This is a genomic window from Micromonospora foliorum (assembly GCF_022229015.1).
Lineage (GTDB): Bacteria > Actinomycetota > Actinomycetes > Mycobacteriales > Micromonosporaceae > Micromonospora > Micromonospora foliorum.
The window spans coordinates 1-11,881 of sequence record NZ_JAKKFF010000106.1 but is presented as its reverse complement, the minus strand read 5'-3'; the positions used below and the strand labels follow the sequence as shown (position 1 = coordinate 11,881).

Sequence of the window (11,881 nt, the reverse complement as noted above, 5' to 3'; positions counted from 1 at the left end):
TCGTCGCGATCGAGATCACCGCCGCCCGCTCGGGCAGGCCGACCTTCTTCGTGGCGGCGATGATCGCCTTGGCGTTGGCGGTCTGCTCGTCATTCAGGGTGATGTGGGACTGGTCGCCCTGCGGCTTCGGCGCCGCCGTCTGCACGGCCACCGCGGCGGGCTTGCCATCCACGGCCGGGTTGGCGTGGGCGGCGATCGGGCCGGCGAAGACACCACCGGCGAACGCGAGACCAGCAACGGACAGCATGCTCTTACGGAAGATCGTGTTCATGAGGGGTAGCTCCTTCGGGGGTAGGACACCCAACCGCCAAAAGGGGGGCGGCGGCGGGGTGTGAGCACCTCGTCCGGCGCTGCACATACAAGGGGGAAGTCTTTAAGGTCGGCGGCCTGCGAGCGGGGCTCGTGGCGCCGGGTCCAGGTGTAACGACCGGGGGCCGGGGGTCATTCCGGGGGGCGGCCCATCCGTCGGCACCCTCGTCGAGGCGGCGCCTGCGGTCGTTCGTCAGGACTGCAACGGCCCGAGGGCCGGGGTCATTCCGGGGGTGGCCCACCTACCGCGCTCTCAGCGAGGCGGTGCCTGGTCGGCCGTTCGTGGGGACTGTAACCACCGGCCGAGGCTGGCATTCCAACGTGCGGGAGCCGCATCCCAGACCCGTGAGGGTCGGGTGGCCGGTCGGTGGTGCTGCGATCGTCAGGGTATGTAACGACCCCGGCCCGGCCACGATTCCGGCCCACGAGTGCGGCCCGCCACACCGAATTCGCGCAAACCGGGCAGGCCGGCCGGACGGTCGGATGGCTACGGCACCCAGACCGCCCGCGCCAGCATGATCCACTCGGCTTCCTTGATGTCGGGGCATTCGGAACGGGCGGACACCACGACATCAAGGAAACCGAGTTGATCACGGATCCGACGGCCTGGGTAGAACGCCTAAGACAGGGCAGAACTCACATATCGCCCACATGCCCCTGACGGCTAGCAGCGGTGGGCGGCGGACGACAACCCACAGGCGGCGGGCGCGCGGGCAGCGGGCAGCGGGCGGCGGGCGCGCGGGCGGCGGGCGGCGGGCGCGCAGGCGGCGGGAGGCGGGCGGCGGGCGGCGGGCGCGCAGGCAACGGGCGGCGGGCGCGCAGGCAACGGGCGCGCGAGCGCGCGGAGGGTGAATGGGCGCGACCGGACGCTAGGGACGTTGTTGGTCCGTCAGGCGGGAGCGCACCTTTGCAGCGCAGGCGTCCAGGGCCGTTTGCGCGTCCAGGCCCAGGCTTTCGATGGCTACCAGCGCGGTGAAGGCGACGTCGGCCAACTCCGCCGCGACGTCCTCGCGGGTGTGGGTGACACCTTTGCGCGGATTCTGCCCGAGCAGGCCGATCCAGGCGGCCGACGCCTCCCCCGCCTCCTCGGTGAGTTTGAGGATGCGACAGGTCAGTTCGGTCTGCCCGGTGCCGTTCGCCGCGTCCAGCCAGCTGCGCGACGCACGGGCCGCCTCCCAGATCGACTCGTCCACGGCGACCAGTCAACCCGATCGGCCCACCGGCCCGAACTACCGGGTACGGCTGGACAGTCCTGCTTGACTGGCCGATCAGCGTACCCATTGACACTGGTCGACGGCGGTTCTAGGTTCAGGGACGCTACCGGCCGGTAGGCAACCGTCCCGCTGGTCGCCCCCGGGCGACATCCGTCCGATGGGGAGCATCGATGCTGTCCACACCCGTTCGTACCGTCCGCCGGCTGCTCGCGGCCACCGCGACGCTGACCCTCGCGGTCGGCCTGGCCGGTGCCGCGCCGGCCGGCGCCACCGGCCGTGACGCGCAGGGCGGCGAGCCGCTGCCCGGCTACACCATCGAGAATCCGCCGTTGGCCCCGCTGGTCGTGGGCGACAAGCCGACGACGGTACGGCAGGGCGTGCACCGCCACGCCGGGTACATCATCGAGGTCCCCGCCCGGTGGAACGGCGACCTGGTGTTGTGGGCGCACGGCTACCGCGGCCAGGGCACGGTGCTCTCGCCGGAACCGCCGGCTTTCGGGCTGCGCCAGCGTCTCCTGGAGCAGGGGTACGCCTGGGCGTCGTCCTCGTACGACCGCAACGGCTTCGACATCCGCTCGGGGGTGCTCGGGACGAAGGACCTCGCCGACCACTTCGGTCGGACGGTCCGCCGGCCGCAGCACACCTACGTCGCAGGGGTGTCGATGGGTGGGTACGTCATCGGTCGTTCGCTGGAGCAGTACCCGGGCTTCTACGACGGCGCGTTGCCGATGTGCGGGGTGCTCGGTGACCAGACGCTGCTCGACTTCTACCTGGACTACAACCTGGTCGCGCAGGCGCTCGCCGGGGTGCCGGCCTATCCCACGCCGGCTGATTACCTGACCAACGCGGTGCCCCGCATCCAGGTGGCGCTCGGCCTGGCCGGGTTGACCCCCACCGGGCCGGACACCACCACCGACCGGGGCAAGCAACTGCGGGCGGTCACGGTGAACCGTTCCGGCGGGCCACGTCCAGGGGCGGACGCGGCGTTCGCGCTCTGGAAGGACTTCCTCTTCTCGATCAGCGTGCCCACCGGGAGTGGCAACTCCCCCGCGCAGCGGCCCGGTCAGCTGTCCACCAACCTGCTCACCCGGTACACCCCGAACAGCCCGGTGAACGTCAACGCCACAGTGCAGCGGGTCGCCCCGGAGAACGTGTGGCAGCGGCTCCTGCCGACGCTGACCGAGGTGCCGCAGATCGCCGGCCGCCCGACGGCGCCGGTGCTCAGCCTGCACGGTCTCGGTGACCTGTTCGTACCATTCAGCATGGAGCAGGCGTACGCCACCGACGTGGCGCGGCACGGTCGCAGCAAGCTGGTGGTTCAGCGGGCGATCCGGGCCACGCAGCACTGCGAGTTCACCCCGGCGGAGGCCAGCGCCGCCTGGGACGACCTGGTGTCCTGGGTACGCACCGGCAAGCGCCCGGCCGGCGACACCGTGACCGACCCAGCGGTGGTGGCCCGACCCGACTACGGTTGCCGGTTCAGCGACCGGGCCGCGTACGCGGCCGGTGTCGGCACCCGCCGCCTCTACCCGGCCTGCTGAGGTACGCGAACACGAAGAACCGGCCGGCTCCCGTCGAAGGGAGCCGGCCGGCCTCGTGTGCGGGTGTCACCAGAGTTGCTGGACGATGTCCGCCGCCTGCTCCTCCCACTGCGCGTACGCGTACGGGAAGGCGGAGACCTGCACGGTCTGCGCGGCGGTGGTCAGCGGCAGGTCCTGCCAGCCGCCGACGTTCTTGAGTGCGCTGAAGAACGCCGTGGCGGCGTACTCCGGGTCGGTGATCTGGTCAGGCGTGCCCCAACCGGACGACGGACGCTGCTGGAACAGGCCCTGCGAGTCGTGGTCGTTGTACGCGCCGAGGTGGCCGAGGTTGTACAGCTTCGACTCCTGCAGCGAGGTGGCGACGCCGATCACGGCGCCCCGGTCACCGACGCCGGTCTTCTTGGCGGCGTCGACGATGGCCCGGGCGTTGGCCAGTTGCGCGTCGTCGAGCGGTACGCGCGACTGTGCGCCCTCGATGCCGTGCGGGATCAGCTGGGCGCGGCTCGGCTTGCCGGCCGGCGGCTTGCCGGTCGCGGAGCCGGTGGTCAGGCCCGACTCGACGGGCTGTTCATCCTGGTGTGCCGAGGTGGCGGCCTTGCCGGTGGCGAGGTCGATGGCGGCGACGGCGCCCTGGTGCGGTCCGGTGGTGACCGGGGCGGCGGCTGCGGTCGGCGCGAGCGCCAGACCGCCGAGGGCGGCCACACCCGCCACGCTCAGCGCGGTCTTGCGGTACGAGTCCTTAGCGATGGCGGGGAGCCATCGAGTGAAGTCGACCTTCACGATGGTTGCCCTTTCGATCGTGCGAAGCGCTCCGGGGTGAACGCTCCTCGGGAGATGACCGCGGAAAGGGGTTTGGGCTCCGGCGGTACGGGGGACACAACCGGGTTCACGTGTCGGGCATTCCGGAAAGGCCCGAACGTCAGCCAGGTGCGGTACCGGTCACGACACCGAACCGGACACCGTGGCACTGCCGACATCAGGCCAGACGGCCGTGACGGAGGTGTTTCCGTGACGCAGGGTGTTTTCGGAACCTGAGGGCAATGTCCGAACGCTGGCCTTTGCTCTGCTTACCTATACGCACCGGCTACGTTCCGCGACCATGGTCGGAGACCTCTGTCGCTGGCGGAAAGCGCCCAATCGCAGTTCACGGGACGTGGTGCCTATAGGTAAGCAGAGCAAAGGGGCCATGCAAGGTGTTGGGAGGGCGGCAGCTGGCGGTTTGGTCGCTACCGTGAGTCAGCGTCCAGGCCAGCACGGTGGGTGAAGTTGAGGTTGCCGTGCGGCTGGCCGTACCGGACGAGGACGTGCCGGAGGGCGCAGAAGGTCGCCCGGGTCAGCACCGCCGGACGCAGCCGCAGGTGACAGGAGCCGAACCGGGGGGCAGGAGCCGAACCGGGGGACAGGAGCCGAACCGGGGGGCAGGAGCCGAACTGGGGGGCAGGAGCCCTCGGCGTGGTGGAGCGCCGGTTGGGACCGGGACCGCTGGGAACAACGGACGTTGGACGGTGGCCCGCCTCAGCTGTCGCCGTCTTGTCCGGACTCCGCATCCCCCGTTCCAACACCCTTGTCCGGCGTGACTAGTTCCTGAAAGACGGTGATGTGTAGGCCGGCGGGGGCGTCGAGGCGCGAGTTGAGCGACTGCCACGGCGTACGCGTCGGCGGCGCGACCTCGCTCGCCCCGGCGGCCACCAGACGGGCGGTGGTCGCCTCCGTGTCGTCCACCTCGAAGGCCACCCGGATGCGCGGCGCGACCTGCCGACCCACCTCGACCTCGTCGATCAGGCGTTTCTGTGCGGGGTTGGCGATCTCCAGGGTGGCGCGGCCGGCGTCCAGGATCACCACCCGGGCATCGCCCTCACCGCTGAACGCCGCCTCCTCCGGTAGGCCCAGCGCGTCGCGGAAGAACGCGACCGCGGCCTCATAATCGGCGGCCTCCACCACCAGGCGCAGCTGACGGACGACGGGGGCGGGCGAGTCGGCGGCCATGAGCGGGATCCTAGCGCCGCGGCCGGGCTAGGTTGGGACCGTCCAGGAGGGAGCGAGGATGGTCGAGGCACTGAGCGATGAGGCGTACCTGCTGCACCCGGTCGGCCGGGTGGCCTCGCCGCTGACCGACGCGGCGAGCGCGCCACGGCAGGGCGACGAGGGCGCGCCGACGGCATGGCTGGTCTTCGACCCGCAGGTCGAGCGGGCTCTGCGTGACCTGCGGATCGGCGCGGAGCTGCTGGTGCTGACCTGGTTGGACCGCGCCCGGCGCGACGTGCTGACGGTGCACCCACGCGGCGACGAGAGCCGACCGGAGACCGGGGTGTTCGGCACCCGCTCCCCGCACCGGCCCAACCCGATCGGGTTGCACCGGGTGCGGGTCCTGGCGGTGGACGGGATACGCGTCGAGGTGGCCGACCTGGAGGCCCTCGACGGCACCCCGATCCTGGACGTCAAACCGGTGCTGGGCGCGGCCGACGAACGGTGAGCCCGTCGACCACGCGCCAGTGGGCCGACACGTCGGCCCGGCCGAGCCGCCGGCAGGGGTCAGTGGCCGCGGTCCAGCCACTCCTGCAGGTGCGGCGCCTCGGTGCCGATCGTCGTGTCGTCGCCGTGGCCGGTGTGTACGACCGTCTCCGCGGGAAGGGTCAGCAGGCGGGTGCGGATCGACCGGACGATGGTGTCGAAGTCGCTGTACGAGCGGCCCGTAGCGCCCGGACCACCGGCGAAGAGCGTGTCGCCGGTGAACACGGCGCCCAGCTCCGGCGCGTGGAAGCTGCACGCGCCCGGGCTGTGCCCGGGGGTGTGGAGCACCCGCAGTGTGGTGCCGCCCACCTCGATGCTCTGCCCGTCGTGCAACTCGCCGTTGGGTGGCAGGTGCGGGTGGACCATGTCCCAGAGGACCCGGTCGGCGGCGTGCAGCAGCACCGGCGCGCCGGTGGCCTCGGCCAGCTCGGGCGCCACCCGGACGTGATCGTCGTGGGCGTGGGTGGCCAGGATCGCCCGGACCTGCCGGTCGCCCACCAGGGCGAGGATCGCCGCCACGTCGTGCGGCGCGTCCAGGATGACGCACTCGCGGTCGTCACCGATCACCCAGACGTTGTTGTCCACGTCGAACGTCTGCCCGTCCAGGGAGAACGTGCCCGAGGTGACCGCGTGGTCGACGCGGGCGGTCACGGGAACACCACCACCGAGCGGAGCACGTCGCCGTGGTGCATCCGGTCGAAGGCGTTCTCCACCTGGTCGAGCCCGATCTCCTCGGTGACGAACGCGTCGAGGTCGAGGCGGCCCTGCAGGTACAGCTCGGTGAGCATCGGGAAGTCCCGGCTGGGCAGGCAGTCGCCGTACCAACTGGACTTGAGCGCCCCGCCGCGCCCGAACACGTCCAGCAGCGGAAGCTCGACCCGCATCTGCGGGGTCGGTACGCCGACCAGCACCACCGTGCCGGCGAGGTCGCGGGCGTAGAACGCCTGCTTCCACGTCTCCGGTCGGCCCACCGCGTCGATCACCACGTCGGCGCCGAAGCCACCGGTGGCGGCGCGGATCGCCTCGACCGGGTCGGTCTCGGAGGCGTTCACGGTGTGCGTGGCGCCGAACTTGCGGGCCCAGTCGAGCTTGCGGCTGTCGGTGTCCACCGCCACGATCGTGGTGGCGCCGGCGAGGGCCGCACCGGCGACCGCGGCGTCCCCGACGCCGCCGCAGCCGATCACCGCGACCGAGTCGCCCCGGCTGACGTTGCCGGTGTTCATGGCCGCACCCAGCCCGGCCATCACCCCGCACCCGAGCAGACCCACGGCGGCGGGACGGGCCGCAGGGTCCACCTTCGTGCACTGCCCGGCGTGCACCAGGGTCTTCTCGGCGAACGCCCCGATGCCCAGCGCCGGGGCGAGCTCGGTGCCGTCGGTGAGAGTCATCCGCTGGGTGGCGTTGTGGGTGTTGAAGCAGTACCAGGGCCGACCCCGGCGGCAGGCGCGGCACACGCCGCAGACCGCCCGCCAGTTGAGCACCACGAAATCGCCCGGGGCGACGTCGGTGACGCCCTCGCCAACCTGCTCCACGATGCCCGCCGCCTCGTGCCCCAGCAGGAACGGGTAGTCGTCGTTGATGCCACCCTCACGGTAGTGCAGGTCGGTGTGGCAGACACCGCACGACTGAATCCGGACGATCGCCTCACCGGGCCCGGGATCGGGCACCACGATGGTGGTGACCTCGACCGGCGCGCCCTTGCTGCGGGAGATGACTCCCCGGACTTCCTGGCTCACTTCGCCTCCTGCTGGTGGTCTGCGGCAGGGCCGGGTGCCGGGGTGGGCGGGTGTGCCACGGGCTCGGCGCTGGCCCCCGGCGAACCTACCGCGACCACCACGGCCAGCCCAGCCGGCCCGGCGGGTTATCGCGGGCGGTCCGGGGTACGCGGGCCGCATTCGACCACGGCCAACGGGAGTGACCATGAAACTCGCGCACCTGCCACTACGGCTCAGCATCGGCGCGTACTTCCTCAACTCGGGTCTCGGCAAGCGCAACCTGGAGGGCGCCGCCGCGGAGGGCATGCACGGGATGGCGGTCGCCGCCATGCCCCAACTCGGTCAGCTGGGGCCGGCGCGCTTCGCCAAACTGCTGTCGTACTCGGAAATCGCCCTGGGGGCCGCGCTGATCACGCCGTTCGTTCCGGCGCCCCTGGTCGGGCTCGGCCTGACCGCGTTCGGCGCGGGCCTGGTGCAGCTGTACCTGAAGACGCCGGGGATGCGCGAACCTGGCAGCATCCGCCCGACCCAGCAGGGCGCGGGACTGGCCAAGGACGTGTGGCTGGTCGGTGCCGGGCTGACCCTGGTGCTGGAGGGGCTGACCCACGGCCGTCGGCTCGGCTGACCGGCGGGGCCTGAGGAGTCGCGGTGACCCAGCCTCGGTCGGTGCGGCCGTTCTACCGGCCGATGCGGCCACGTCGTCGCGACGAGCCACACCGCGCAGCCACGCCGCTGGAACTCTTCTTCGACCTGTGCTTCGTGGTGGCCGTGTCGCAGGCCGCCGCCAACCTGCACCACGCCGTCTCCGAGGATCAGCTCGGCCACGCGCTGACCAGGTACCTCATGGTCTTCTTCGCGATCTGGTGGTCGTGGATGAACTTCACCTGGTTCGCCTCGGCCTACGACACCGACGACGACCTGTACCGGATCGCGACGCTGGTGCAGATCGCCGGAGCGTTGATCATTGCCGCCGGAGTGCCTCGGGCGTTCACCGACGGCGATTTCAGCGTCATCACGTACGGCTACGTGGTCATGCGGATCGCGCTCGTCGTGCAGTGGTGCCGGGCCGCCGCCGGTGACCCGGCGCACCGCCGGGCGGCCCGCCGGTACGCCATCGGCGTCACCGTCGTCCAGCTCGGCTGGCTGCTCCGGCTGGCCCTGCCGCCGGGTTGGGGGACCGCGGCGTTGCTGCTGCTGGTGGTGGCCGACCTGCTGGTGCCGGCGGTGGCCGAGCGGCCGGGCATGACTCCCTGGCATCCGCGCCACATCACCGAACGGTACGGGCTGTTCACTTTGATCGTGCTCGGTGACGTGGTGCTGGCCACGTCGGTGGCCATCCAGACCGGAGTGGACGCCGGCGACCGTCGCCTCTGGTCGCTGGCGGCGGCGGCCACCGTGATCGTGTTCGCCCTCTGGTGGCTGTATTTCGACCGACCCATCGACGCGCCCGACCGGATGCCGTACACGCTGGTGTGGGGCTACGGCCACTACCTGATCTTCGCGGCGGTCGCCGCGGTCGGCGCGGGTCTGAGCGTGTCGGTGGACCACGAGCGGCACCTCGCGCACATCTCGGGAAGGGTCGCCGGGTACGCGGTGGCCGTCCCGGTCGCCGTCTTCCTGCTGACGGTCTGGGTGCTGCACGTACGCCGGCAGCAGCACGGCACGGTGGTCGTGGCCTTCCCGGCCGTCGCGCTGCTGGCACTGCTCGCGCCGCTCGGCCCGGCCCCGGTGTACGCGGTGGCGGCGTTGCTGGTCGCCCTCGTGGTGTTGACCATACTGTTTCGCGGCCGGGACGCAGGCCCGAGCGCGGCGGTGGTCGACCCGGCCTGAGCCGCGGTCACGCCACCTCGCGGGCCGGGTCGACGCGGGTGTCGGCGGGGCGTTGCGCGGGAACGCCGGAGGCGGGCGGCGCCGGGCGGACCACGCCCCGGTTCAGGCCGGTGACCAGGAGCCGGTTGTACGAGGCCGGCATGACCCGGGCCAGCAGGTCGGGCAGCTTCGCCGACCAGCCGATCAACACCCGACCCCGACGCCGCTCGACGCCGCGCAGGATCACCTCGGCGGCCCGCTCCGGCGCGATGGTCAGCAGCTTCTCGAACTGCGCCCGACCGGCCGCGTACTCGTCGTGGGAGACACCACTGCCGATCCGGGCGTTCTCGGTGATCCGGGTGCGGATGCCGCCGGGGTGCACCGAGGTCACCCCGATGCCGTCGTCGACCAGCTCGTGGCGCAGCGCCTCGGTGAAGCCGCGTACGGCGAACTTGCTCGCCGCGTACGCGGTCTGCCCGGCCGGCGCGATCAGCCCGAACAGGCTGGAGATGTTGACCAGGTGCGCGCCCGGCTCGGCCCGGAGGGTGGGCAGCAACGCGTGGGTCAGCTGCGCCACGGCCCGGAAGTTGACGTCGATCACCCAGCTGAACTCGTCGAACGTCACCTGGTCGAACCGACCGCCGAGGCCCACGCCGGCGTTGTTGATCAGCAGGCGGACGCGGGGGTGCCGCTGGCCGATCTCCGCGGCCACCTGGGCGGTCGCGGTCTGGTCGGCGAGGTCCACGAGGTACGTGGCGAGCTGACGATCCGGGTGCTCGGCGCGGATCGCGGCGGTGACCGCGTCCAACCGCTCGGCGTCACGGTCCAGCAGGACCAGATCGCTGCCTCGGCGGGCCAACGCGTGGGCCAGCGCCGCGCCGATGCCACTGGCCGCCCCGGTGACCACCGCGGTCGCGCCGTCGAAGTCGAACCTCTGCACGATCCTGCTCCTCCGCTGGCGGTTACCGACGCTCGGACGCGACGGGACGTCGGGCGCGGTCGGACGCGGTCACCTCGCCGGCGCGCGAGAAACGCACACCCTCGTCGGTGAGCCGGCCGTGCCGCATCAGCAGCACGTCCCGGGCGTAGTTCTGGTGCAGCCGCCACGGCGCGGTCGCACCCTGCTTGGGCAGCGTGTCGACGGCGCGCAGCACGTAGCCGGAGCGCAGGTCGATCAGCGGAACCCGCCCGGCGTCGGGCGGTGGGAGCGGGGTGACGACCTGCTGGCCGGTGCGGTCCAGGTGCCGCAGCAGTCGGCAGACGTAGCGGGCGACCAGATCGGCCTTGAGCGTCCACGACGCGTTGGTGTAGCCGACGGTGAGCGCGAAGTTCGGCACCCCGGAGAGCATCATGCCCTTGTAGGCGACGGTGCTCGGCAGGTCGACGTCGACGCCGTCCACCCGCAGCGTGAGGCCACCGAGGGCGAGCAGGTTGAGCCCGGTGGCGGTGACCACGATGTCGGCGGGCACCTCCACGCCGGAGGCCAACCGGACGCCGTTCGCGGTGAAGGTGTCGATGGTGTCGGTGACCACCGACGCGGTGCCGTCGCGCACGGCCGTGAACAGGTCACCGTCGGGTGCCACGCAGAGCCGCTGGTCCCACGGGTCGTAGCGGGGCGAGAAGTGCCTGTCGACGTCGTACCCCACCGGGAGCCGGCCCCGCGCGGCCCGGCGCAGCACCCGCTTTACCAGGCCGGGCGCACGCCGGCTGAGCTGGAAGTTGACGGTGGACAGCAGCACGTTCTTCCAGCGCACCACCGGATACGCGGCCTTCGCCGGCAGCCAGCGCCGCAACGCGTCGGCCAGCCGGTCGCGGGCGGGCAGCGCCAGAACGTACGTCGGTGAGCGCTGGAGCATGGTCACGTGCGCGGCCCGCTGCGCCATCGCCGGCACCAGGGTGACCGCGGTGGCCCCACTGCCGATCACCACCACCCGCCTGCCGGTGTGGTCAAGGTCGGCGGGCCAGTGCTGCGGGTGCACCAGCCGCCCGGCGTACCCGTCGACACCGGGCAGGGGTGGGGTGTAACCCTCGTCGTAGCGGTAGTAGCCGGCGCAGGCGAAGAGGAACGAGCAGGTCAGCACCACGGTTTCGGCGGTGTCGGTGCGCTGGGCGTGCACCGTCCAGCGGGCGGTGTCGCTGTCCCACTCGGCCCGCAGCACCCGGTGGCGGAAGCGGATGTGCCGCGGCACGTCGTACTCCCGGGCGGTCTCCCGCACGTACTCCCGGATGGTCGTGCCGTCGGCGATGGCCTTCGGCGCGGTCCACGGCTTGAAGGAGTAGCCGAGGGTGAACATGTCCGAGTCGGAGCGGATGCCCGGGTAGCGGAACAGGTCCCAGGTGCCGCCGATGGCGTCGCGCGCCTCCAGCACCGCGTACGTCTTGTCCGGGCAGTCACGACGAAGGTGGCAGGCGGCGCCGACGCCGGACAGGCCGGCGCCGATGATCAGCACGTCGACGTGGTCGGAGGCCATCGCGTTCCTCCATCCGGGGCGGTGGTCGGACCCTAACACCGCACCCGAATGGCCGAAAGTTGTCGCGGGAGCCCTAGGCCGTGTCTTCAAAGGTTCACAGCCATTGGAGTAGCGCGGCGATGGTGACGGTGGCCTGGTACGACGTGGCTGTCTTGTCGTAGCGGGTCGCGACGCTGCGGCACTGCTTGAGCCGGTTGAAGCAGCGTTCGACGACGTTGCGCCGTTTGTAGAGCTGCTTGTCGAATACCGGTGGCCGTCCGCCACGGTTGCCGCGTCGGCGGCGGTTGGCCTGCTGGTCGGCGCGTTCGGGG

13 protein-coding genes and 1 pseudogene are annotated in these 11,881 nt (G+C 71.7%); 4 read left to right on the top strand and 10 right to left on the bottom strand.

Annotated elements, in window-relative coordinates:
- Both PSH25_RS09840 and PSH25_RS09835 read right to left on the bottom strand, forming a co-directional pair.
- Positions 1-271: pseudogene (locus tag PSH25_RS09840) on the bottom strand (hypothetical protein); the annotation flags it as partial.
- 907 nt (positions 272-1,178) lie between these two features.
- Positions 1,179-1,502 (bottom strand): MazG-like family protein, encoded by a 324-nt coding sequence (locus tag PSH25_RS09835; RefSeq protein WP_238658726.1) that lies wholly within the window; start codon positions 1,500-1,502, stop codon positions 1,179-1,181.
- A gap of 191 nt (positions 1,503-1,693) precedes the next feature.
- Here PSH25_RS09835 and PSH25_RS09830 point away from each other — a divergent pair, with 191 nt between their 5' ends.
- Positions 1,694-3,064 carry an alpha/beta hydrolase family protein gene (locus PSH25_RS09830; RefSeq protein WP_238658725.1) on the top strand — a complete coding sequence of 457 codons (1,371 nt, stop codon included), beginning with the start codon at positions 1,694-1,696 and terminating at the stop codon, positions 3,062-3,064.
- A 66-nt stretch (positions 3,065-3,130) separates the two neighbouring features.
- Here PSH25_RS09830 and PSH25_RS09825 read toward each other — a convergent pair whose 3' ends face one another.
- From PSH25_RS09825 to PSH25_RS09815, 3 genes are all read right to left on the bottom strand, one after another.
- Positions 3,131-3,844, bottom strand: coding sequence for a hypothetical protein (locus PSH25_RS09825; RefSeq protein WP_238658724.1), 714 nt, complete (start codon positions 3,842-3,844; stop codon positions 3,131-3,133).
- 446 nt (positions 3,845-4,290) lie between these two features.
- Positions 4,291-4,611, bottom strand: coding sequence for a DUF3626 domain-containing protein (locus tag PSH25_RS09820; protein WP_238658723.1), 321 nt, complete (start codon positions 4,609-4,611; stop codon positions 4,291-4,293).
- Entirely contained in the window at positions 4,580-5,050 is a 471-nt protein-coding gene (locus PSH25_RS09815) for a VOC family protein (protein WP_238658722.1), read from the bottom strand. Before PSH25_RS09815 ends, PSH25_RS09820 begins: the two co-directional genes overlap by 32 nt.
- A gap of 58 nt (positions 5,051-5,108) precedes the next feature.
- Between PSH25_RS09815 and tsaA the strand changes: the two genes are divergently transcribed.
- Positions 5,109-5,537: a tRNA (N6-threonylcarbamoyladenosine(37)-N6)-methyltransferase TrmO gene (tsaA, locus tag PSH25_RS09810; RefSeq protein ID WP_238658721.1), complete on the top strand. Its 429-nt coding sequence runs from the start codon at positions 5,109-5,111 to the stop codon at positions 5,535-5,537.
- A gap of 59 nt (positions 5,538-5,596) precedes the next feature.
- Here the strand turns inward: tsaA and PSH25_RS09805 are convergent, their stop codons facing one another.
- Entirely contained in the window at positions 5,597-6,226 is a 630-nt protein-coding gene (locus PSH25_RS09805; RefSeq protein WP_238658720.1) for an MBL fold metallo-hydrolase, read from the bottom strand.
- Complete coding sequence (locus tag PSH25_RS09800) at positions 6,223-7,311, bottom strand: S-(hydroxymethyl)mycothiol dehydrogenase (RefSeq protein ID WP_238658719.1); 1,089 nt, start codon at positions 7,309-7,311, stop codon at positions 6,223-6,225. Before PSH25_RS09800 ends, PSH25_RS09805 begins: the two co-directional genes overlap by 4 nt.
- A 184-nt stretch (positions 7,312-7,495) precedes the next feature.
- Between PSH25_RS09800 and PSH25_RS09795 the strand changes: the two genes are divergently transcribed.
- On the top strand, positions 7,496-7,915 hold the full coding sequence (locus PSH25_RS09795) for a hypothetical protein (RefSeq protein ID WP_238658718.1): 420 nt from the start codon (positions 7,496-7,498) through the stop codon (positions 7,913-7,915).
- 23 nt (positions 7,916-7,938) lie between these two features.
- The gene (locus PSH25_RS09790; protein WP_238658717.1) at positions 7,939-9,120 is read left to right on the top strand and encodes a low temperature requirement protein A; all 1,182 of its coding nucleotides are present in this window, start codon (positions 7,939-7,941) and stop codon (positions 9,118-9,120) included.
- Positions 9,121-9,127: 7 nt separating this feature from the next.
- Here the strand turns inward: PSH25_RS09790 and PSH25_RS09785 are convergent, their stop codons facing one another.
- The 3 genes from PSH25_RS09785 to PSH25_RS09775 form a co-directional block, all read right to left on the bottom strand.
- Positions 9,128-10,039: an SDR family NAD(P)-dependent oxidoreductase gene (locus PSH25_RS09785; protein ID WP_238658716.1), complete on the bottom strand. Its 912-nt coding sequence runs from the start codon at positions 10,037-10,039 to the stop codon at positions 9,128-9,130.
- Between the two features lie 22 nt (positions 10,040-10,061).
- Positions 10,062-11,570 carry a flavin-containing monooxygenase gene (locus PSH25_RS09780; RefSeq protein ID WP_238658715.1) on the bottom strand — a complete coding sequence of 503 codons (1,509 nt, stop codon included), beginning with the start codon at positions 11,568-11,570 and terminating at the stop codon, positions 10,062-10,064.
- A 94-nt stretch (positions 11,571-11,664) separates the two neighbouring features.
- On the bottom strand, positions 11,665-11,881 hold a 217-nt coding region (locus PSH25_RS09775; RefSeq protein ID WP_238658714.1), incomplete at its 5' end, for a transposase.